Source organism: Neorhodopirellula pilleata (assembly GCF_007859915.1).
In the GTDB taxonomy this organism is placed as follows: domain Bacteria; phylum Planctomycetota; class Planctomycetia; order Pirellulales; family Pirellulaceae; genus Rhodopirellula; species Rhodopirellula pilleata.
In genome coordinates this window covers 287,993-311,541 of sequence record NZ_SJPM01000006.1, presented here as the reverse complement: position 1 = coordinate 311,541, position 23,549 = coordinate 287,993, and the positions used below count along the sequence as shown (strand labels likewise).

Sequence of the window (23,549 nt, the reverse complement as noted above, 5' to 3'; positions counted from 1 at the left end):
TTAGGCTCCCATCGCAGCCGAAGGAGTATGGCGACCGAGCCAGCGGCTTGCCCGGGGTGACAAACGCGTCAACATTCGATCGGCGACCAGGACGATCACAAGCGACAGGCCGAACAGCGGAAGATAGGTCGCCAACGCGATCGCGACGCCAATCACCGCAAGTGTCCGTGCCCGAGATAGCACGACGGGATCGGACGTGGTTTTCACTCCCGGAGGATGCAACCCCGACGAACTTTCGCTCACGTGACCTTGGCGTCGACGTCGCCACCAGAGTACCACTCCACTGCACGAGAGCATCACCAACGATGTGGTGGCAAATAGAGCGACTGCCTGGTTAATCCAACCGAAGGATCGATCACTGAAACGCTGTCCTTCATGCAGCGCGATCCCTTGCCCGACCATTTGGTCGACCCAATGTTTGTCGGAAAACGTTTCTCGGCTGACGACGGAGCCTGTTCGGGCGTCCCACTTCATCGATTGTCGATGGGGACGATTTGCGGTGGTGGATTGAATGGTCCAAACACTCGATCCATCCGCAGGCGGACTGATCTCGACCGGTGGAAGCCAATTCAACGTCTTGGCGTAATCGGCGGCGGCATTAATCTCTTCAGCTTGGTAGGTATCAGGGTCGACTGCGCTAGCTCGCCAGGCAGGTTGACGACTCGGTTTGACTTTCGGTCGGGCTTCGTGTCCATTGTGCTCGCCGTGCCCTTTGTGCCCTTTGTGCTCTTCGTTCCCTTTGTGAACGAGTTCCGATTCCGTGTCCGCAGCGTCGTGTTCGGCGTGACCGCCATCCCAGCTTTGACGTGCCACGGAGGTGCCCGTCCACTTTCGGATCGATTTGAAGTAATCGCCCCAAAAGGTCGACCAGGGCAAACCAGTCGCGATCAAGAATACGATCAGCCCGGCACTCCAAAATCCGACGACGCTGTGCAAGTCCTTCCAGAACACTTTGCCTTTTCTCGTGATTCTTGGGTAAACCACGCCGGCCAAACGGGCTCGCCGCGGCATCCACAGCACAGCACCGGTGACGACCATGATGATCGTCCAACTTGCCGCCAACTCGACGAGGTATGAGCCTCGCTTGCCCAACATTAATTCGCCGTGGATTTGGCGAATGAAACGGATGAACCTTTCCGATTCGTTGATCACCCGCCGTACTTCACCCGTGAACGGATCGACGTAAGTCCGTAAGCGTTGCCCGTCGGCTTCGACGATGACTCTCGTTGCGGAAGTGTGTCCGGGGTTCGTTGCCGGTTCACTGACAACTTCCAATGCCGCTAACCATCCGTTCGTCTCACGCTGAGCGGCGAGGACTTGATCGGCATACGACATCGCGGGTTGGTCGCCGATGAGTCGATCCAGTTCGCGTTCTTCCCACGCTTCGATTTGAGGACGAAACAGGAAGATAGTCCCCGTAATCGAGAGGACGAGCACGAACGGAATGCAAAACAAGCCGGCATAAAAATGCCACCGCCAGACCGTCATGTAGTCGGGCCAACGGCGTCGGCTTGTCGGTGAACCATCTTGTCCGGGTGATCGCTGATCACTGATCGACTCATTCATGGATCGAAACCTTCAATGACTTCTCGGCCGTTGGCACTGTGTAGATCGCGATGTAGTTCGGTGTCGGTGCTGTCGGTCAAGAAATGAATCGACCCATCGGCAAACAACAGATTCGCACCACCGGTGTGATAGCTGCGTGGCGCAAAATACCCCGTCCAGTGCGTGACAATGTCAGGGGTGGGGCTGTTCGGGGACAGGTATCCGTTGGTCATCGAATTAATCGCACCGGTGAACGCCCAACTCATGCCGCGGCCTCGGATCGCGGGGCTCGATCCGCCCCGCCAGTTCGTGAACGTATTCCAAAACGAACTCACATCCGGGTTCGTGATGTTGCCGTCCGCGTTGACGTAGGCGGTCCACGGCCCGCCGGTCGCTTCCATCCCTTGAACGGGCATTAGCGCGGTACCGACCCCTGATGATCCATTAAGCGTCAGCGGATAGGGACGACGAGGGAGTTGCCCTGCCGGCAACGTTTGATCGGGGCCTTCGCTACGTACCGTTTCGCTCATCATGACCGTGTTGGATAACCCGTCGAGAACATGATTGAACTTCACCCCATGAGGCTCGAAAAACATGCCGTCGGTTTTCCAACGAAAGTCATAATTTTGGTCGCGGTTGCTACCGTAGCTCGCCATGTAATTGAGGCATCCATAGGTATAGTCGGTTCCGCTGACCGAAACGATCGTTCGCGAGGCTCCAGGATCGCTCGGGCACAGATAGGTCGCGACGGCGGTCGCGAACGCGTCCGCGTTGCTGGGGTGAGGCACCTTGCCCGACCAACCTCCGGAAAACGCCGGCACATCGAAATGCAGTTGTGAGTCCAACCCGGACTGTTCGATGTAAGGCAAGATCCGTGCTTGGACCGAGAAATCCGCGTCCTGTCGTCCCGAAGGTGGCAACACTTTGTAAGTCGATTCATAGTTGTGCAGCGCTAATCCGATTTGACGGAAGTTGTTGCTGCAACTCATTCGTCGTGCGGCTTCGCGTGCGGCCTGAACAGCGGGCAACAACAGTCCGATCAAGATGCCTATGATGGCGATCACGACGAGTAGTTCAATCAAGGTAAACGCAAATCGCGTTGTTGGCGTTGAGGGTTTGGTATTCATGGTTTTGATAGAGAATGAGTCTAGGTTTGGGATCATTCGAGCGGTGATGAAACACGCATCGATAACGCCATCATCAATGGCGCTGTCATCGAGATAGCCAGTTAAAAGTCGCTTCCACGCCAAAGGGACGAAAACCACGTTGGTGTGAGGAACGAGCCGTCGCCGATCTCCGGCAATGGAAGCGTTAATAATTGCGCGTCGCTGCACCGGAAACACGAAAATTCCGTTGCACCGCATCGCGTCGGTGGGCAATTCGCAATCAGAAATGGCAGCGAGACGCTGCCAGGCGAAGCCAAACCTAGGGGACCGGAGGATCCGGGCACATCGCACGCGAGAATGCGTGCTGATCAAACACGACGACCCAACCCGAGCAAGGTGAATCGAAAACAAACGCATCGGTAGCCAACGAAACGTAGGTGGCTGCCAGCATCGACCAGAAGTACTTCAGCCCGCGACACTCGGCCGCTTTCCACATCAGTACTAACTTCGAACCATCGTCCAAGGAATGATCCTTACCGCCTTGATCGTCACGTGCGTCTTCGGCTTGGCAATCGCTAACTGCGGTATGGCAAGCAGAACGATCTTCGCAGGAATCATCCGTCGAGGTGGATGCGGTGCACGCACCGCAGCAAGATTTCCTGATCGGGGACGAAGCGAAGTGGTCACTCGCAGCAGCGACTCGCTGCACCAGAAACTCCGGCGGGGTCACTGCATTGCGGTGCGCCCACTGCAGTTTTTCTTGGTCCGAGTGGCAGCAGCATCGATCCCAGCAGTACTCGGCGCTGGAGCATCCGCAAGGACAGCCCTCACAAGGGAACCGCTCGGTCGTTTCGCCCCGCTTGGAGGGAAACCTCGGGACGGCGACGAATCCGGTCAGCGCAACGACAAGCATCAGCAGCAATAGCCACAAAACGCCCCGTCGCGGCCGACCGTCGCGGATCGAAATTCGGATCAATTCAGTCAAAGCGTACAATCGCCAAGGATAACAGACGCTCGCTCCTCACACCGCCAATGATGGTAGCGACCCGAGCCAAAGTCAATGGCTAAGTGCCGATCCGAAATGTGGTTGGCGTTTTCCTCGTATTTCTCGCGTATAGGCTTATTATTTCTCTGTATCCAAGGAATCTGGGAGTGATCAAGCACTTGGGACACGCCACCCAAGTGGGTTGTTCGAACAACTTTTGGGAATATCTTGACGTTGAAAAACAACCAGTCTTGATAAAAACATTCTCATCTACCACTCTGATCAAGAACGCACCTATTACAGCAAAAGCATGAATCATGAAGAAGCACGAGTGGCGAGAGACGACTGACGAAGGCCACATTCGAATGGTCCGTGTCACTCGATTGAGCAATGGATGGAAGATCCAGTCGAAACTCAAGTCGGATGACGAATGGACCTACGATCCCGCCATTTCACTTGAGGATCTTGAAACCTTACGAGAACTCGTGGCGAACAAGCATCAACGCCGTCGATTGCCCTACGAACATGTCTTGGAAGTCGACGCGTTGATCGCAGCAGCCAAACGTCGCAAATAGGCCGTTGTGCAGAGTTCATTCGCGATAAAGATTGATCAATACGACGCCAAATGAAGTTTCGATCCGGCTCGACGTATCTTCACGGACTCGATACGAGAGCGTCGTCGATACTTGTTTCTAACGCGTCGGCGTATTGAATGATCGCTTGATAGTTTGCGTTCTTAAGCACCTCGAGCAAACTGATCCCGCATCGAAATGCGCCCAATCCGATGTGCTCGATTCGGACGCAACGTCCCCGAAAGAATTGCCGTGCATCGTTCGGTCCGAACATAAAGATGAATTGATCGTCAACAGCGACCCTCTCCAAAAAAACAGCGGACATGCCGTAGCTTGACACGTCGACAACCAAAACCGTTTGGATCAGTTCACCACTGGCGAAAGGCTTGCCAGAGCACGGCATCACAAAAGCCGACATGACACGTTGTGACCGAGAATCGGCACGCTTCTCGCTCGCGACGGGACCATCGCCCTGAACTCGGTTCATCAAGTCGAACGACTGGTTGATGATTCGTGTCATCGCCCGGCGCACGTCGACTTCGCTACTTCCTTTCTGGCCAAACACAGTGCTATCCTGGCGTGATTGAAACTTCCATAACGCAACCGAGAGATTCGACGAACTAATTCATGCATCAGCATGAGACCGGGTGGGTGTACATACATACCTAACATATTCGCGTATGTACCCCTCTTTTAGATTCGTTTAAAGCGATTATTCCGAGTAATTGACGGCCCAGTTCGATTGGTCTACCTCACCGGACCGGGAAAACATTGGAGTCTTCGGTCGAAACGCAGGCTGAAGGAATTCATCATTTCATCGCTGGGCTTTTGATCCTTTGGTCGTTCGTCGTAAGGATTTGGAAATGATGGATGCCGACGGATTGGCCGTCGGAGTACGTCCAAATCACTTTCTTGTCGCGGTTGACTTCGATCAATTTGGGCGCGTGTGGGTCTTTGCGTCCGCCCGCGTAGTTGGTGATCACCACGTTGCCGTTGGGCAGCACTTGCCCTCCGCACGGGTCTTGCAACCACGACCCCGGGAGGTCGTCGTTGGTCAATTCCCATACCACGTTGCCCGACGCGTCAAAGTCGACGACGCGGTTTCCGTTGGTACAACACACCAACGTGTGCCCGTCACCATGGCGGATCGCGGTGAACGGCCAAGAATGAATCGAACGTTTCTCGTCGCCGTCGACGGTTGTGTCGAGTTCACTCAACACGGTCCCGTGCTTGTCGTATTGCTTCACCGCAAAGTCCAACAGATGTGGTACCAAGTAGGTTCCATCGGCTAGCTTTCGGGCCATCCGGGTTTGCAGGTGGTGATTTGATTTCTGGCACGAAAGCGGAAATTCGACGAGGACGTTTCCGTTGGCATCGATCTCCAAGAGTCGTGGACGCGGTCCCGCCTCAGTAATGACATACGTCCCATCGCCGGTCGGGTGGGCGCTGTTGACTTCGGATTGGGTTCCTTTCCAAATCAACGTCTCGTTCCCATCCTCACTGATTTCCACGACTGCTCCGCCGGGATAGTAGCGTGATTTGCTGAGCGTTAAGACGATGCGGCCGTCGTCGAGCACGTATCCGTCCCGCGTACTACTTGGATAGGTCCATGATGCCTTTCCATCGGTTTCCATGATGTACGTCTTCGCTCCACATGCAAGGAACCGATGGGCGATCTCGTGTGCGTGCGATACTTGCGTCAAGATGCCCAATGCGAAGAACGCTAGAACCCAGTGTTTACTCATCGTTGAATGTCCTGTTGTGTGTGAATCAAACTCGGTCGGATGGCCGCCCACGAACTGTTTTCTGAAAATCGCGGAAACCCTGACTGGAATGCGGGAGAGGGAACGAGCGAGATACAATAAAACGAGACGCTGATGAATCGGAACGAGTCGTCGTTGACCATTTTTGTGGTTTGCATCGGTCGCTGACCTAATGAACGAAGAGGTTTGCATCAATCAACCGCCGATAGCGACAGCTTTCCGACTTGAACGGCAGCGCCCATGTTCGCGATGCCGGGACCGAAGTAACTCTTGCCAAATGGCAGGATCATGGGTTCTTCAAAAGGACGGGTCGGAACCATCGCGGCGATTTCATCCAAACGCGATAGCACATCGATCGGCAACGGCCCTTTTTCGACTGCCGTGACGCTCGCTTCGAGATGCTCGACCGTCTTGCATCCGACCGGGATCGTGGAGACGTTCGGATCAGAGATCGCGAACCGCAAACACATTTCCACTGCACTGATCCCGGATTCATCGAGCAATCGATAATATTCCCCGAACTGCCGCTGACGTGATTGGGACAGCCAGATCGGTCGGCGGCGAATTTCTTCGTCGGCGCGTCGGGCCAAGAAGCCTTGGCCAAGTGCGGATCCGAGCACGATTCCCATGTCATGACGAGTCGCTGCGGCGAGTACCGAATCTTTCGCCTCGCGATACAGGACGTTGTAATTGAACGCCGTCAACACGACATCAAATCGGCCGCTTTCGACCAACGACGTCATCTCCGTCACGGTCGTACCCGCCAACCCGCAATAGCGAATCTTTCCCTCACGTTTTAACTCGTCGATCAAGTCCAGTGCCGGGCCTTCGAGCGGATCGTAACCGGTCCACCATGGGTATTGCTGCGGTCGGTCGGGCTCGTGGATCATCAAAACTTCGATGCAATCTCGACCGAGCAACCGAAGGCTTTCGTCGACGGAATTTCGCAACGCATCGATATCTTGCGGATCGAACGGTTGTGGACGACCGCCGAGTTTGGTCGTCATGACAAGCGGTGCGTCCATTCCTCGGATCGCTTGCCCGACGGTCGCTTCGCTGTCCGCATAGGCCGGTGCGGTGTCAATCGCGTTAATCCCGAGCTCCATCGCTCGCCCCATGATCCGGCGTGTTTCGGATTCACCGCCCGCGAGCGACGAGGTGTACAACCCGCCGATCGACAACACGCTGACGTCCAAATCGGTTCGTCCCAGTCGCCTTGTTTGCACTACTGACCCTTTTTCCTATTCGAGAACTTCAAAGCTGGTGATCAAAATGCGACGCATCATCATTGAAACCACCAATATAAAACCACCATCACCGCGATCAGACACGCCGACGAAACCCGAGGGTCGCTGAGTCCGCTGCCGGAGACGATCTTCAGCGCTGCCAACGGTGTTTCCCAAGCCAATTCGGCACCACGCGGTTGACCGGCCACCGACGTCCGAGCCGTATCCGGCCAAAGCAAACTGATCGCGACTTGAGCGATCACACAGATCACGAACAACGTAAATGCCATCATCATGAACCCGCCCGGGATCTGGTTGAGCATCCCCGTCGGATGCAGTGTGTTGATTGCGAACACGGCGGTCCCGAGCAAGGAGCCGCCGATCAAGGTCGTTGCCGCCGCGATCGAACTGGCCCCACGCCAAAACACGCCCAATACCAACACGCACGTGATCGGCGGCGCGATATGTGAGATGATACTCGCCATGCCGTTGAAAATGCTTTCGAACAGATTCAGTGCCGGGACCAACGCCACCGCGATGACCAAAGCCACGCCGGCGGCGATCCGGCCCACTCTCACCAACGCGAGGTCGTCGATCGACGGACGAATCCGCCGAACAATGTCATAGCTGACCAAGGTCGAAATCGAATTGAGTGCTCCCGATACCGTGCTCATCAACGCCGCCATCAACGCGGCAACGAGCACACCACGGAAGCCGAGCGGGAGCAATTCCGTGATCATGCTGGCATAGATCCCTTTGGACTCAACCACACCGTCGACGGTAATCAACGAAAGATCCAATCGCCCGTCGCGGAACAATGCGTATGCCATCAACCCGGGAAGAACGAACAAAAACACCGGCAAGATCTTCAACACGCCCGCGAACACAGGTCCCTGCCGGGCGTGCCATTCGCTCTTGGCCCCGAGGACGCGCTGCACGATCGTTTGATCGGCGCACCAGTACCAAATGCCGAGAACCGGATAACCGAGCAAAACGGAATACCAAGGCATGCCGTCTTTGTCGCCGTGCGGTCGCAACATCGACAGTTTCTCGCCCGCGTCCTCCCGTTCCAGGATCGCCAGAAAATTCTGCCACCCGTCCCAACCACCCGGTGCACCGGAGCTGCCGCCTAATTGCCAAAAGGCAACGCCCGTAATCAAGGCGGCCCCGAGCAACAACACGACCGTTTGAATGCACTCGGTCACCACCACCGCGAGCAACCCACCGACGATGGTGTAAATGCCCGTCAGCACACACAGCACGATGATGCTGTACATCATCGGAATTTCGAGCAATTCTTCCAAGATGATCCCACCGGTCAACAACGCGAACGCGATGTGGATCACGATTGCCGTCATGATCGAGACGAATGCGAGCACGTCGCGACAAACGCGGTTGTAACGCCGCTCGAGAAAGTCCGGCAACGTCGACACACCCGCGCGGATGTAAAAGGGCGCAAAGAACAACCCCAGCAGCACCAATGTGAAACCTGCCATCCACTCGAAGTTGCCATTGAGCAATCCGGTGTCGAAGCCGTTCTGCGCGAGGCTAACCAGATGCAGCGTCGAAATGTTGGTTGCGAAAAGCGCCATTCCGATGCTCGCCCAACCGAGGCTGTTGCCGGCCAAAAAATACTCGTCCGCCGCGCCTTGTTTTTTCTTGTGATGCCAAGCCGCAAACAGACCGATCGCGACGATACCGATCAAATAGCAAACCGCCATCACGATATCGATCGTACTCAAATGAACGCGAACGCCACCGATCCCCTCGACCGATGAACTCGGATCAATGGCACCGCAGAACCAAACGGAGTTTTGATCAACACGCGGCCAATCCAACGCGGGCAGCCAAGCGTCTTCGACGCGAAGCTTAAGCGATGACGTCATGCACCACGTGTCCTTTCACGTCCGTCAATCGCATGTCGCGACCGCCGAAGCGGAACGTCGATCGTGTGTGATCGACGCCGAGAAGATGCAACATGGTCGCGTGCAGGTCATGAATTTCCGTGCGGTTCTCGATCGCCTTGTAGCCGAACTCGTCCGTCGCCCCGTAAACCGTTCCCGGCTTCACGCCGCCGCCAGCCATCCAAACGGTAAAGCCGAATGGGTTGTGATCGCGGCCGTTCTGGCCTTGGGCGAAAGGCGTCCGGCCGAACTCACCGGCCCACACGACCAACGTTTCATCGAGCAGCCCGCGAGCCCGCAGGTCTTTCAGTAGCGCCGCTATCGGTTGATCAACCGCGCGGGCGTTGTTTTCGTGACCGTCTTTCAAATTGGAGTGCTGGTCCCAACGATCGCCGCCCACTTGCGGGCAGGTCAACTCGACAAATCGCACGCCTTGCTCGATCATCCGCCGCGCCAAACAACACTGCGCCGCGTACGTTCGCGTCGGACCATACTCCGCGTTCATTCCATACATTTCCCGGATCGATTCAGGTTCGTCCTTGAGCGACATCAAATCGGGAACGGCCATTTGCATTGCGTAGGCGAGTTCATAATTTCGGATCGCCGATTCGAGACTGTCGTGATGCCCGAACTGCTCCATCCCGAGACCGTCAAGTTGGCGGATCAAATCCAACTTCACCCGCTGTTGCTCGGCGCTCGACTCGGTTCGTTCGATGTTCGCCACCCCGCTTCCGGTCGGCTTGAAAACCGAACCTTGATAACTGGCCGGCAAGAACCCGCTGCCAAAACAGTCCAGGCCTCCCGGCGGGATCAGGCCGCCATTGATGACGACAAATCCGGGCAGGTTTTGACACTCGCTGCCGAGACCATAGTTGACCCAAGCACCCATGCTCGGCCGGCCTTGCAGTCCACTGCCGGTGTGCAGGAAGTAGTTTGCAAATGTATGTTCGGGGAACTCTGAGACCATCGACCGGATCACCGCGAGTTCATCGACACAGGTCGCCACGTGGGGGAACAACTCGCTGACCGGGATCCCCGATTCGCCGTACTGGTTGAACTTCCACGGGCTGGCAAGGATCGTGCCGTTGTTATTGAACTGTGTCGGCTCGACGTTGAACATCTTGCCGGGGTCCTGGCCGTTGTGTTTGTCGAGTGCCGGTTTGGGATCGAACGTGTCGACTTGCGAGGGGCCGCCGTCCATATACAGGAAGATGACATTCTTCGCGCGCGGTGCGTGATGCGTGCCGTGTCCCGCGACGCCCGGAGCGGTCCGCTTCAGCGGCGTGTCACTTAACGACGTTGCCCCGAACGCCGGGTCACGGCTCAGCGCAGCCAACGCGATCGCGCCGAATCCGCTGGCACTTCGCGTCAACATCTCACGTCGCGAAACCGGCCGCGATTGATAACGTTGGCAGGGGTATGGGTTAGCAATATTCATGGAGGAAAACAACCTTTTTGGTCTTAGTCAGAGCATGCGCAGGAACCGCTGGCCACTGGTTCCCAAGCTCCCGCCCTCTTTGTTCTACACAAGTCATCATGTATCGTTCCCCTGCCAGCTCGTCTGGCAGGAAACCGAGGTTGGCAAGCTAGACACTTTTGCGCAAACCACAGAGTTTCACTTGTGCTCGCCGCTTCAAGCGGCGAGCACAAGTGAAACTCTGTGGACTGGGAGGGCGTCTGTGTCTAGCTTGCGAACCTTATTCACCCACGAGACGAGCTCGTGGGGGTCAAAGAAAAATGTGGGGTATAAAGGGGGCCGGAGCCTGGGAACGAGGGTGTTTTGAACGCTCATCGTAGAAAAATAAACTCTTTGGTATTGATCAGAGCGTGTGCGAAATGACTCCAACGCTCAATGACAGTTTCTGACGCAACCGAATCAACCGTTGACTCGCCGAGGAATGGCAACGCGATTTGAAGCTCTGCATCGGTCGGCTCGCGAGCGAGCGCGGATTCGTACATCGCGATGACGTTGGCCTGCGTGCTGGAACCCGATTGCACGACCCGCTCGGCCCATTTGCGAGCCTGCTCGACGACAAACGGATCGTTCATCAAGATTAATGACTGGGCCGGAACGTTGGACACATTACGACGTCCCATCGTGCTGAACGGCACCGGTGTGTCGAAGGTCAACATGAACGGCGATAAAAAATTCCGGCGCACCGCAATGTAAATCGATCGTCGTCCGTCGCCGTCGAGCGGACCGCTCGTCCCCGGCCGACCACGACCGTCCATGAACGCGGTTAAATGAATCGGTACCGGGGGGCCGAAGGGATTCGGATCCAGTCGACCTGATAACGCTAGGATCGTGTCCCGGATGATTTCTCCCTCGAGTCGCTTCGGTGGTCGATGGTGCCACAGCATGTTCTTCGGATCGATTTGGATCGCTTGGGCGTCCGCGTGACTGGACATTTGATAGGTGCGAGACAACACGATCCGACGGATCATCCGCTTGATACTTTGGCCGTCGCGAACGAACTCGGTCGCCAAATGATCGAGCAATTCCGGATGCGAGGGGCGTTGTCCGAGCACGCCAAAATCGTCCGTCGTCGGCACAATGCCGCGTCCCATCAAATGATGCCAAATTCGGTTGACGATCACCCGCGAGGTCAGCGGGTTGGACGGATTGTTGATGTGTTCGGCTAATTCAAGGCGTCCGCTGCCCGCACCGATCCGCATCGGTTCGTCGCCCGAGATCGCGGTCAAGAAATGTCGCGGTTCCAATTCGCCTGGCTTGGACGAATTGCCGCGGATCAACACGCGATCGTCTTCGCCGGTGCCATCCATCATCGCCGGTGCGAGTCGTGACTGGCGAACAACTTGAGCGGTCAGTTCGGTTCGTTCCTTCCGCCATGCGTCGACGATTCGCTGGGCCGCCGGATTCCCGCCGGCGTTGGCATCCGAACCGTCGAGGTGTTTCAAGAACACGATGTGATCGATTCCGATGTTCCCCCAACCGGACGTATGTTTGTCGACGACTTCGATGCGAGCTTCCTTGCCCGCAAACTGGCGGACATCCCATGACTTGAGCGACATCTGATTGTTGTTGCTGCCGGTTGTGGAGAGAACACGTTCGCCGTTGACCAGCAAATTGACGCAGGTTTTCTCGCGATGGGCTCCGCCACCGACCCAAAACTGGATCTTGTCAAAGTCAATGACGAACGGCCGCGATGTCAGCGTGCCGGTTAGGTTGTCGCCCCGCTGGACGTCTCCGCCGCCACGGATGTTATGCGAGTTCACAAAATACTTACCGACGCCGTTGATCTTGCCTTGATAACTGCCGATGGTTTCTAGGGTTTGAGGCCCTTCGCCGAACGCTTCGCCGGTCGCCGACCAACCGTCGTAGGTTCCCGATTCGAAATCCGCGAAAACCTGTTCTTTATAGCTACCAGTTTTCCCGAGTATCGCTTCGGCTTCGGCTGCGTACTTTTCGAACGGTCGCGTCGTCGCAGCGAGACGTTGTTGGATCTCTTTGAGTCCGTCGCCGTCGAGGCCTTGAACCGCCATGCGGACCGATAGCCGGGCATCCGGTGCCGGAACGAACTCGAGGTGCAGCCGATGACCGACGTATCGCTTGAGGTTCAACGTAACCCAGCGTTCTTCTTTGGCATCGATCGGCTGGATGGTCTCACCGTGAAGCGGACCGGCGACCAATCGGTGAGAATCGACGCAAGCGACGACGTGACCGGTTCCGTGAACCAGGATGCTGACGTTGCCAACGGAGTGTAACGAGCTTTCACCGTGGCGTCGACTTTCAGTCGACGTTTCGAGATTCGGCGACTGAAAGTCGCCGCCACGTAGTTCGAACGTGGGCGTCCGCAATGTCCGGCCGCTCTTGGGTAGTGCCGCGACCTTGCTTTGGTTTCGAACCGTGCCTTCGTTAATCGATTGTAATCCGTTCCAAAACGCATCACTGACGGCCGCCCCGTGTGAGGCGATTCGCACGGAGTTCGGTTCCTCAAAATCAAAATAGGCGACGCCCTGTCGATGCGACGATCGGCCGAACGCAAATCCGTCTTGCATGAACTGCGACTGCGGGACGTTGCCGTAATCGACGATAATCGCTTCGTCTTCGAGGTAACTCATTTGCCGGGGGAATGCGACCCCTTCGGCGTCCAGCAAGTCACGCAATTGACGTTGATACTTCGCATCGAGCTGGGCCAATTGCGCGGACACTTGGCGGTTCTTTTCGATCGATTCGAAACGAACCTGTCGATAATCGCTGCTCTGCAAGAATCCCGACAATGAGTAGTAATCGGCTGTCGAGATCGCGTCGAACTTGTGGTCGTGACACCGGGCGCACGCGACGGTCACGCCTAAGAACGTCTTGGACATCACGTCGATCATGTTGTCGAATCGGTCCGATTCGTCTTTGCGGATGTCGACCGGGGAATGCACCCACTCGCCCAGGAACCAAAAACCGGTCCCCAGGATCGATTCATTGAAACCTCGTTCAGGGTTCAGTCGCGGCGCGGGAAGCAAATCGCCGGCGATGTGTTCTCGCACAAGTTGGTCGTAAGGAACATCCGCGTTGAGTGCGCGAATGGTGTAGTCGCGGTACTGATGCGCATTGGGCGTGTCGTTGTCGAACTCGTGGCCGCGGGATTCGGCGTATCGCACCAAGTCCAACCAATGTCGCCCCCAACGCTCGCCGAAATGGGGCGAGTCGAGCAGGTCATCGACCAGCCGAGCCATCGAGCCGGAAGATTCATCCGCCATCGCTTCGGCAAGCTGTTGGCGGGTCGGCGGCAGACCGATCAGGTCGAAATAAATGCGGCGAACTAAGGCCGAACGATCCGCGTCGGCGGCGGGCTGCAATCCGGCGTCTTCCAATTGAGCGAGAATGAACTGATCGAGCCCGGCGCGGGGCCACGCTCGTGCGCGGACGTCCGGTAACTCGGGTGCAGAGACTGGTTGCCACGCCCAGTGTTCCACCTTGCGTTTGGTCAGATCGAACTCGGGGGCGGCGTTGGACTCCACCGGTGAATCACCCGTCGGCCAGGGCGCCCCCATTTCGACCCAACGTTCGAATGTTTCGATCGCGTCATCGGAAAGTTTACCTTTGGGCGGCATCTCGTACGATTCATAGCGAATCGCTTCGATGAACAGGCTCGCGTCGGCGTCACCCGAAACGATCGCAGTTCCCGAATCTCCGCCGTCGAGCAATGCCGCGCGGCTGTCGACCCGCAAACCCGCTTGAAGCTTCTCCGACGTTCCGCTGTGACAGGAATAGCAATGCTCCACCAATAGCGGACGCACTTCGCGTTCGAAAAACTCGAGCTGCCCCGACGTCGCGGGCTGTTCAGTTGCCAAAGGTTCAGCGGCGATCGCTTGAGCATAACTGAGGCCCAATAAAATCGTTAGAAACACAATGATCAAATCAAAATGGAATCTTCTCACATCGTTTTCCGTTAGAGCTTGTTGGTAACTCATCGCCAACTTCCAAGTATAACCCATCGAGCCAATCATTTCGGATAGGCTCTCAATAGAAGATAAATCTGGTAGGTCGAATTGCGTCATTTCGATCGTAGTTCAGGCACTTCCTAGCGAAGATGCGAAAACCCAGGAATTATGACGCCTGCATGACATTTTCCCTTGAACACCCTGCTGCGTCGAGGATCATATGCGACAAGGAAGTGTGAATTTGCGACACGGGAGCTCCGCGTGAAGATTCGAAAACGCCCACAGGTTGCTTTGATCGTTGAGACCTCACGATCGTACGGACGAAGTTTGCTACGCGGCATCGCTGCCTATGCCCGCAACCGCACCGATTGGGCTTTGCTGCATCAAGAGATGACGATCGACACGTCGCTGCCCGGTTGGATGACGACATCGTCGGTGCGAGGCGTGATCGCAAGACTCGATCGTCGCAATATCGATCCGTTGCGAGCGATGCAAGTTCCGATCGTCGACGTCCGCTGCCATGAAAGATTCCCAGGAATTCCGCAGGTCGAAACGGACGACCACTTGGTGGCAGGCTTGGCGTTCGAGCACTTGTGGGAACGTGGCTTTCGAAGGTTCGCTTTCTGCGGTTACCGGTCCGCCCATTATTCTCAGACGCGACTCCGCTTTTTTCGAGAACGCGTCGAACAAGCCGGGTGCACGCTGTCGGTCTACGAATCGTCGAGTCGGCCCAACTTGACGTTGACCCAAATCGAAGAGCAAGGGCATGCCGACATCGACAAGATGGTGGAGTGGCTCGGTAAGCTTGAACCGCCGACGGGCATGTTCGTTTGCAACGACATTCGCGGGCAACAGGTCCTGAATGCCTGTCGATCGCTCGAGATTCCGATCCCTGATGACGTTGCAGTCATCGGGGTCGACGACGACGACGCGATTTGTCCTTTGAGTGATCCGTCGCTTTCGAGTGTCAAGCCGGACGCGGAACAGGTCGGTTATCGCGCCGCCGAAATACTCGACGCGATGATCCGGGACCAATCCGTATCGCTCGAGCCTCACTACGTCCCACCGGTCGGCGTCGTTCAGCGATTGTCGACTCAGGTCGATGCCGTGGAAGATCGTGAGATCGCGTTGGCGTGTCGTTTCATTCGCGAACACGCATGCGATGGCATCGACGTCAATCACGTGGCCCGCGCATCGTCACTTTCACGCCGGCAGCTCGAACGTCGTTTTCGGGAATCGCTCGGCCGAACGCCGCATGATGAAATCACGTTAGCCCAAGTTTCACGGGTCAAACAATTACTGTGTGAGACAAGCATGACGCTCGAACAGATCGCCGCCGCGACCGGATACCGACATCGAGAGCGGCTGAGCACGGTTTTTAAACGAGTGACGTCTCAAACGCCCGGCTCCTATCGTCGCGAGAATTCGCTGCTCGAAGGCGGGCACGGAAAAGTCGGCGGTTAGCGGTTGGCTGTTAGCTCTCCCTCGACGCATGAGACTGCTGATTTAATTAGCCGTTTTGGCGCTAGCGGCGTGTTGATTTAATCGTAACCCGAAGCGTGAGCGAGGGATTCAACGCTATTAAATCCTCTGTATGTATCCCTCGCTCACGCTTCGGGTTACGGTGCGAACTAAATCAACAGCCCGCTAGCGCCCAACCGGCGAATCTTGGGTCGGCATTCTTGATTAAATCAGCCGTCAACCTGCTTACAATGATGGGGTCCGCCCGTTGTTTCCCCACAGGTCATGGTTCATGAGATCACTGTTAGCGAGTCTTGTTTCCAATCAATGTTTCCCGGTTGTTTCTCTTTCCATCGCTTTGATCGCGATGTCATCGGGCTTCGCTTCCGAGCCTCGGACCGCCAAGCAAGAATCCGCCGAACAATCATCGGCTCGGATCGCCGAGATGGAGCAGGTCGCGGAACATGCCCTCGTCCCGCCGGTGCTGAATACTTCGCCGCTTCCCGAATACGATTACGAAAAGCTCGATTACGGCATGACGATCGGGATCGAACGGACGCCCGGTGGGCGGTTGTGGGCGTGCTGGGTCGCCGGCGGTGACAGTCCTGAGGCTTACTTCGTTTTGGCGACCTCAGACGACGACGGGCAAACCTGGTCCAAGCCGCGACTGGTACTCGATTCGCATTCCGACGAATTGCCGCGACCGCGCAGCATCTTGGTCGGTAACCTGTGGACCGATCCGCTTGGCAAGCTTTGGCTGATTTTCGATCAATCGATGGACATGTTCGACGGCCGCGCCGGAGTCTGGGCGACCGTTTGCGAAAACCCCGACGCCGACGTGCCGACATGGTCCGCACCAACGCGTATTTGGCATGGCGTGACGCTCAACAAACCGACGGTCCTTTCGACGGGCGAATGGCTGTTGCCGATTTCATTGGATCAGCGCGGCGGGTTTGGGCCTTTCAAAGGATGCTTCGCCGAACTCGATCCGATGCGAGGTGCCAACGTGTTCGTTTCCGTCGATCAAGGAGCGACTTGGCAGAGACGCGGCATGGCGACGTTCCCCAATCCCGATTGGCATGAACACATGATCGTGCAGCGTAACGACGAATCGTTGTGGATGTTGGCCCGAACGGCCAAGGGAATCATGCAATCGACCTCGACCGATGGCGGACGCACATGGACTGCGGCGTCGCAGCCCGACGGGATCCGCCAACCGAACGCTCGCTTTCATATTCGGCGACTGCTTTCCGGCCGTTTGCTGTTGGTCAAGCACGGCGACCGAATCGACTCTCATCAAGGACGCGTGCAATTGAGTGCTTGGCTATCTGATGACGACGGCGGAACGTGGCAAGGTGGACTCGTCTTAGATGAACGCAAGGGAATCTCGTATCCCGACGGTTTCCAAGCTCCCGACGGCACGATCTTTATCTCTTATGATCGCAACCGCGCCACCGACGGTGAAATCTTACTCGCTCGATTCAACGAACAAGATGTTCTGGCAGGTCAGGTTTCCGGACCGAAGTCGAAACTCAAGATTCTGATCAGTCGTCCGCTAGCTGGCCTGACCAAACCCGAATCGGCCTTCACACCACTGCAGGATGGCACGACCTTCGACGGCTGGGAGCATTCGGGTAATTGGGTGATCGAAGACGGCGCGTTTTATCGAAAGTCGGGTGGTGGTTCGTTGACGTACATGGCGACGATGGTCCCCGACGATTTCGAGTTGCGTTTCGATTGGAAAGTTTCCGAAGGCTGCAATAGCGGTGTGTACTACCGACCCGGTCAAGTCGAGTATCAGGTCCTCGACAACATCGGCAGCCCCTACGGCGAGAACGCTCGTCAGGCGGCCGCGTCCTTGTTTTTCTGCATGGCTCCGTCGAAGGACGCCACGCTTCCGGTCGGCCAGTGGAACACGGCGAGGATACTATGCAAGGGAACCGTGATCGAACATTGGCTTAACGGCGAGCGGGTGTTGTCGTTCGACTACGACAACCCCAAGTGGCGATGGCACGTCGACTTACTCGCCGCACGCGGTGGTGATTTGACCGGACGTGGCGGACGATTTTGGTTGCAAGACCACGGCCAAGACGTCTGGTTCCGAAACTTGCGGATGCGTGAAATCCCCGCCGACGAAGCCGTCACGCCCGAGCCGTACTTCGAGCCGATGCCGGTCACCGGCGAAGCACTCGCGAAAGAGGAAGCGAGGGTGAAGTCGATGCTCAAATCCAAAGCGAACAATTAGTGCTTTGTTCCAACGTTAAGTTCGGGTTGGCATTTCGTGGCACGGCGGTCCCCGCCGTGTTTCACGGCGGGGACCACTCGTCAATCACATCAATACCTCGGCACCGACGGGTCGATCTCAAGCGACCAAGCGTCGATCCCTCCGGCCATGTTTTGCACATTGCTGAATCCGGCCTCTCGCAGCGCGTGGGTCACCTGAAGGCTGCGTCCGCCGTGGTGGCAATGCACGACGATGTGATCATCCTTATGCGATTGCAGTTCGTCGAGCCTTCGGCCCAGAACGCTCATCGGAATCAAACGAGATCCTTCGATTCGCGTCGCATCGTATTCGTCCTTTTCGCGAACATCCAACAGAATGAAATCGTCACCCGCCTTGCGCATGGCGTCGACCTCGGTTACCGAAACTTCTAAAGCGGGTGGATGAGACATTCAATCATTTTCCTGGGGCGTGATGGCGGGGGCGGCGATCGGATCGACGATCGTCGCGTAAAATTCGGGTCGGCGGTCGGCGAACCGGTCGATGACGTGTTTGCCCGGTGTCCGTTCGATTCGTTTGTTCCGTGCTTGAGCCAAATCAACGTCGGCGAACAAAACGGTGGTTTCGTTACCGATCGCGCGAGCCAGTTCAACGCCATCGGGGCCGCAGATCGAACTGAGGCCGCAAAATTCAAACCCGTGTTCGGATCCGACTCGGTTCGCGGCAACGAAGAACAGATGATTTTCCATGCTACGCGCCGGCGGTACGATCTCGGCGGTTCGCGACGCCGCAACGGGCCAATTGGTCCCCAATGCGATCACGTCCGCCCCGGCCAAACCGAGTGCCCGCATGGGCTCGGGAAACGAACTGTCGTAACAAATCCCCATGCCGATCCGAGCAATCTGGCCGTCCCGGCATGTCAGCGGCCAGGCTTGGTAGGGAATCTCCCCGCGATCGACGAAACGATCGACTCCGAGATACGGCAAATGAACTTTGTGATAACGGCCCACGACTGTGGGCGCTGATCGGCCCTCAAAACATCGGTTACCGTCGATCAAAAGCGCCGCGTTGAATAAACGGTTTTCCTCTCGCAACAACAAACCGATCGTCACCGCTAAATTGGATCGGCATGCTGCTTCCGCGATCATTTGAATTTCTGGAGAATCCTCTTGAAGGGATGCTTCGAGCGCATCGGCCCGGTTGTCGAACGCATATCCGGTCAACATACACTCGGGGAAAACCGCTAAATCGACATTGCGTTGGCCGAGCGATTCGATCGTTTTCACGACCGTCTTCACGTTCGCCGAAACGTCAGCAATTTGAATGTCGGTCTGGACGCAGGCTAACAACATCGTAAAACCATGGGACAAAAGAGAGGGAGAAGCGCGGCTGCCGATCGTCAATGTTACCATTCGAGCAAAAATGAACGAGGCCGCAACGGTGCGTCCCACTTGATAACCGCCTATTCAAACCGGAAAGAGCGACGTGACTAACACTGATACCGCAACGGAAACCGTGACCGACGAAGTCGTCCGTGACCCGCAAGCTCATTACCCCGAAAACTCGCCCCAACCGGTCGCTCCGCCACCCAAGTTTGATTACGACCTGTTCGTCATCGGTACCGGCCCGGGCGGCGAAGGGGCGGCCATGCAGGCGGCCAAAGGCGGGATGAAAGTCGGTGTCGCCGAACGATACCGCCAAATCGGCGGCGGATGCACCCACTGGGGGACCATCCCCAGCAAAGCGCTGCGGTACGCGGTGACCAGCACGATGAAGTCGCTCAAGAATCCCGTCATGAGAGAACTCGGATTCTCCGTGGCCCCGACCATGGAACAACTCAACCGGGGCACCCAAACGATCATCGGTCGGCAAGTTTCGATGCGTCAATCGTTTTATGATCGCAACGGCGTCCCGATCCATCGGGGGCAATGCCGGTTCCTCGACGAACACACGGTCACGATCGATCATGGCGAACCAATCACGGCGGCTCATTTTGTCATCTCGACCGGATCTCGCCCCTATCGTCCTGCGGGAGTCGATTTCACGCATCCACGGATCTTCGACAGCGACACGATCTTGTCGATGCAAGAGAAACCCACCTCGATCACCGTTTATGGTGCCGGCGTGATCGGCACCGAGTACGCCTCGATGTTTCGTAACCTCGGCATCAAGGTCAACCTGATCAACACCCGCGAGAAACTGCTCGAATTCCTCGACGACGAGATCATCGACGCACTGTCGTATCACCTACGCGATCAAGGCGTCATCATTCGTCACAACGAACAAATGGACAAGATCGAAGGCCGGCCCGATGGCGTGATTTTGCATCTTAAGAGCGGCAAGGTGCTCAAGACCGATGTGTTCTTGTGGGCCAACGGACGCCAAGGAAACACGGATGACCTCGGCTTGGAAAACATCCCCGTCGAAGCCAACAGTCGCGGCCAAGTTGTTGTCGATGAGCATTTCCAAACCTGCCTTCCGCACATTTACGCGGTGGGGGATGTGATCGGAATTCCATCGCTCGCCAGCGCCGCGTACACGCAGGGCCGTTCGGCGGGAATGCACATGCTCGGACAAGCCAGCGGTAATTTGCGGCTCCATGACATCCCCACGGGAATTTACACCAGTCCAGAGATTAGCAGTGTCGGCGCAACCGAACGAGAACTCACTGACAAGTGCGTTCCTTACGAAGTTGGCCAGGCGCAGTTTCGGTCCCTCGCCAGGGCACAAATCACCGGTGAAACGACCGGCATGTTGAAGTTGTTGTTCCATCGAGAAACGAAAGAAATCCTCGGCGTACACTGCTTTGGTGCCAACGCGTCGGAGATTGTTCACATCGGCCAAGCGATCATGAATCAACCCGGAAAACAAAATACGATCGAGTACTTCATCGAAACAACTTTCAACTATCCGACGATGGCCGAAGCCTATCGCGTCGCCGCACTCAATGGAATCAACCGTTTGTTTTAAGAGCCAATCCGAAAAGGGGTCTGACCCTTTGGAGGCGAGTCGACAATCGTGTTTTTTTGGTATCGCCGGAGAGGGTCAGACCCCTTTTCGGATAGGCTCTCAACGTGAACGATTCGAATACATCGATATCGAAAGAATTGATTTCCGATCCGCCGATTGCGGATCGGCGCAATGAACTCGCGCTGATCCGCACCGACTTGGCCAATGAGCGAACGTTACTTGCTTATATCCGCACAGCACTGATGATGGCGGGAACCGGAGGCACGTTGATCAAGTTTTTCGGCGACTCGACGGACTTGCTCTATACCGGTTTCTCGCTCTTGGGAGTCGGAGCGTTGGTTCTGGTGATCGGAATAACGCGATACCGGAAAGCTGCCAAACGGATCTGCGGTTAAAACAAGAACATCTAAGATGCCGATCGCGTTGCCGCCAATTGGATCCCAAATTGGGGAATCATCCATCCCACATGGCAACCACAACCCTCCTTGTGAAAGTTCGTAATGCGATTGATGTCGGTTGAAGTTCCGCGCGGACGAAGTGATTATGTGCTGCAAGCAGCACGGAATCATTCGGCCTCCAACGTCAGCCTGCATTCGACGGAATCTCTTGAGGGACCACGCGAGATGGCGTGGTTGTGCTTGAACAATCAACAAGTTGAACGGTTCATCGACGAGGTCCAGCAGGAGATTCCGGACGTTCGAGTAACATTGATCCCGCGCGGCGTGATCGCCCTGCAACCGCCGATCAGTGGGGCACCCGATGAAGTCGCCGAACCCAGAATCGTCGACTAAAAGTCGACGCCACGTTAAGAGTCCATCACTTCTTGATCACGCGACGCTTAGTTCGCCGACTCGTTGCCACGAACATGAACGTTCGGATCATCGGCAACGACGTCACCCTTTGTTCCTTTTGAAACCAAGTTATCGCGGATCAACATGGTTCCGGTTGGCTGTTGGACTTCAATCGCGGCGATCATCCGGGGTGTCTCGGTATCTTGAACGATTGTGTTGCCGACGATCTGCGTGTTCCGGGTTCCGCTGGCCCAAATTCCACGCGCATGCGGGTTGGCGATCTGGCAATCCTTGATCGTCACTTCACGACTATCAAAAACTTCCACCGAGCCGCCGGCCGATTCGGTTCCCGCGGCGCAATCGTCGAGCACCAATGTATGGATCAACACACCACGCGAGTCGCGAACGGTGATGCCGTTGCTGAATCCACGTCCAAGACTGTGGCTTTGATCCAATGAGTTCGTGCCAACAACGATGTTTCGACAGTCGTCGAGAACAAGGTTGCGTTCCAAGCCCGAATAGATGTGGTTTCCAGTGATCGCCATCCCGCGGCAGCGGACCAGATGCATGTTGACGGTTTGACTGCCGATGACATTACCACTGATCGTCCACATCGACATCGGCGTCGGGTGATTCGCCGATTCGGGTCCGACGAAACGAATGTTGGCACCGCCTGGGCTGACTTTGGCTTGGATCGTGTTACCGCTGATCGTGCCTTCGGCGACGGTACCGTTGGGAATCTCGAACCAAATGTCGGCGGATTGTTCGGCATCGGGATCGAAGTTGTATTCAATGTCGTTTCCCGTGATTTGGAAATTGCGGATTTCGCCATCGACGATCTTGATTCCGCCACCCTTGCAATAACTGATGTGGCTGCCGTGAACGATCGCTTGATGAAGGTTCACGCGGTCAAAGAACACGCCGATGCCCGAACAATTATAAATGTGGCATGAATCGATCAACAGATTCCGATTGCGAGTCGACATCACGACGCCATTGCGAACTTCGCGAATCAATACGCCATGTAGTGTCGGCTGCATTACGCGGACAAACTCGATGCCGTCCGCTTCAGGATGATCACCGAGTATCTCGAGCCCGCTGACTTGGGGCATCCGTTCGTGCTGCCAAGTCAGATCGGTGAATCCCTCGGGACTGGCCGTCGATTGATGTGTTCCCACGAATCGGAACGCCGGACCGGAACCTGCCATCGTGACGCGTCCCACTCCGCCATGACCGTCCAAACCGATCCGTCCGGTTTGGGATAATGGGATCTCAATCGTTCGCGTGATTCGGTAGTCGCCGCGAGGGAATTGAATCTCACCGGTTTTCGTTTCCGCGATCGCGCGTTCGATCGACGCGGTATCGTCCGTCGCTCCGTCGCCGACCGCCCCAAATTCTCGCACGCTTTCGGCGGAAACTCGCCCGGCCGTTGCTAACAAGGCAACCATCAAGAACAAAATGGGGACGAACTGAATTGGCTGGATGTTCACAAACGATCGAAGTTGGCGGCAGGACATAGAAGCGACTCGTCGGTTGATAAAGAAGACAGGAGGGGCAGGCAGGAGGACGCGATTGGATTAGTCTACACGATCCTCGATAGGTTCT

At 56.3% G+C, this 23,549-nt stretch carries 18 protein-coding genes; 6 read left to right on the top strand and 12 right to left on the bottom strand.

The annotated features are described in order from the left end of the window. The 3 genes from Pla100_RS16070 to Pla100_RS16060 form a co-directional block, all read right to left on the bottom strand. Entirely contained in the window at positions 1–1,566 is a 1,566-nt protein-coding gene (locus Pla100_RS16070) for a PepSY-associated TM helix domain-containing protein (protein WP_146578704.1), read from the bottom strand. Continuing rightward, complete coding sequence (locus Pla100_RS16065) at positions 1,563–2,672, bottom strand: DUF1559 domain-containing protein (RefSeq protein ID WP_146578703.1); 1,110 nt, start codon at positions 2,670–2,672, stop codon at positions 1,563–1,565. Before Pla100_RS16065 ends, Pla100_RS16070 begins: the two co-directional genes overlap by 4 nt. Before the next feature lie 298 nt (positions 2,673–2,970). Next, the gene (locus Pla100_RS16060) at positions 2,971–3,636 is read right to left on the bottom strand and encodes a hypothetical protein (RefSeq protein ID WP_146578702.1); all 666 of its coding nucleotides are present in this window, start codon (positions 3,634–3,636) and stop codon (positions 2,971–2,973) included. Positions 3,637–3,953: 317 nt separating this feature from the next. On the opposite strand from Pla100_RS16060, the gene Pla100_RS16055 reads away from it, so the two are divergent. Continuing rightward, positions 3,954–4,211 carry a hypothetical protein gene (locus tag Pla100_RS16055; protein ID WP_146578701.1) on the top strand — a complete coding sequence of 86 codons (258 nt, stop codon included), beginning with the start codon at positions 3,954–3,956 and terminating at the stop codon, positions 4,209–4,211. A gap of 79 nt (positions 4,212–4,290) precedes the next feature. Here Pla100_RS16055 and Pla100_RS16050 read toward each other — a convergent pair whose 3' ends face one another. The 6 genes from Pla100_RS16050 to Pla100_RS31630 form a co-directional block, all read right to left on the bottom strand. Continuing rightward, positions 4,291–4,773, bottom strand: a complete 483-nt coding sequence (locus Pla100_RS16050) for a PilZ domain-containing protein (protein WP_146578700.1) — start codon at positions 4,771–4,773, stop codon at positions 4,291–4,293. 244 nt (positions 4,774–5,017) lie between these two features. After that, positions 5,018–5,953: a hypothetical protein gene (locus Pla100_RS16045; RefSeq protein ID WP_146578699.1), complete on the bottom strand. Its 936-nt coding sequence runs from the start codon at positions 5,951–5,953 to the stop codon at positions 5,018–5,020. Positions 5,954–6,162: 209 nt separating this feature from the next. Next, positions 6,163–7,197 (bottom strand): aldo/keto reductase, encoded by a 1,035-nt coding sequence (locus Pla100_RS16040; protein WP_146578698.1) that lies wholly within the window; start codon positions 7,195–7,197, stop codon positions 6,163–6,165. Between the two features lie 59 nt (positions 7,198–7,256). Beyond that, entirely contained in the window at positions 7,257–9,083 is a 1,827-nt protein-coding gene (locus Pla100_RS16035; RefSeq protein WP_231603122.1) for a sodium:solute symporter, read from the bottom strand. Beyond that, a complete protein-coding gene (locus tag Pla100_RS16030) occupies positions 9,067–10,476 on the bottom strand; it encodes a DUF1501 domain-containing protein (RefSeq protein ID WP_146578831.1) in 1,410 nt (469 codons plus the stop codon). Before Pla100_RS16030 ends, Pla100_RS16035 begins: the two co-directional genes overlap by 17 nt. A 413-nt stretch (positions 10,477–10,889) precedes the next feature. After that, entirely contained in the window at positions 10,890–14,531 is a 3,642-nt protein-coding gene (locus tag Pla100_RS31630) for a PSD1 and planctomycete cytochrome C domain-containing protein (RefSeq protein WP_231603121.1), read from the bottom strand. Positions 14,532–14,762: 231 nt separating this feature from the next. Between Pla100_RS31630 and Pla100_RS16015 the strand changes: the two genes are divergently transcribed. Both Pla100_RS16015 and Pla100_RS16010 read left to right on the top strand, forming a co-directional pair. Then, positions 14,763–15,965 carry an AraC family transcriptional regulator gene (locus Pla100_RS16015; RefSeq protein ID WP_146578697.1) on the top strand — a complete coding sequence of 401 codons (1,203 nt, stop codon included), beginning with the start codon at positions 14,763–14,765 and terminating at the stop codon, positions 15,963–15,965. Positions 15,966–16,254: 289 nt separating this feature from the next. Next, the gene (locus Pla100_RS16010) at positions 16,255–18,207 is read left to right on the top strand and encodes a family 16 glycoside hydrolase (RefSeq protein WP_231603120.1); all 1,953 of its coding nucleotides are present in this window, start codon (positions 16,255–16,257) and stop codon (positions 18,205–18,207) included. Positions 18,208–18,296: 89 nt separating this feature from the next. On the opposite strand, the gene Pla100_RS16005 is transcribed toward Pla100_RS16010, so the two are convergent. Then, the gene (locus tag Pla100_RS16005) at positions 18,297–18,635 is read right to left on the bottom strand and encodes a rhodanese-like domain-containing protein (protein WP_146578696.1); all 339 of its coding nucleotides are present in this window, start codon (positions 18,633–18,635) and stop codon (positions 18,297–18,299) included. After that, the gene (locus Pla100_RS16000; protein ID WP_231603119.1) at positions 18,636–19,634 is read right to left on the bottom strand and encodes a carbon-nitrogen hydrolase family protein; all 999 of its coding nucleotides are present in this window, start codon (positions 19,632–19,634) and stop codon (positions 18,636–18,638) included. 34 nt (positions 19,635–19,668) lie between these two features. Here Pla100_RS16000 and sthA point away from each other — a divergent pair, with 34 nt between their 5' ends. The 3 genes from sthA (at position 19,669) to Pla100_RS15985 (ending at position 21,944) form a co-directional block, all read left to right on the top strand. Beyond that, complete coding sequence (gene sthA / locus Pla100_RS15995) at positions 19,669–21,153, top strand: Si-specific NAD(P)(+) transhydrogenase (protein ID WP_146578695.1); 1,485 nt, start codon at positions 19,669–19,671, stop codon at positions 21,151–21,153. Between the two features lie 104 nt (positions 21,154–21,257). After that, entirely contained in the window at positions 21,258–21,548 is a 291-nt protein-coding gene (locus tag Pla100_RS15990; RefSeq protein WP_231603118.1) for a YidH family protein, read from the top strand. Between the two features lie 105 nt (positions 21,549–21,653). Then, entirely contained in the window at positions 21,654–21,944 is a 291-nt protein-coding gene (locus Pla100_RS15985) for a hypothetical protein (RefSeq protein WP_146578694.1), read from the top strand. Positions 21,945–21,991: 47 nt separating this feature from the next. Here Pla100_RS15985 and Pla100_RS15980 read toward each other — a convergent pair whose 3' ends face one another. Continuing rightward, the gene (locus Pla100_RS15980; RefSeq protein ID WP_231603117.1) at positions 21,992–23,434 is read right to left on the bottom strand and encodes a right-handed parallel beta-helix repeat-containing protein; all 1,443 of its coding nucleotides are present in this window, start codon (positions 23,432–23,434) and stop codon (positions 21,992–21,994) included. Positions 23,435–23,549 lie beyond the last annotated feature (115 nt).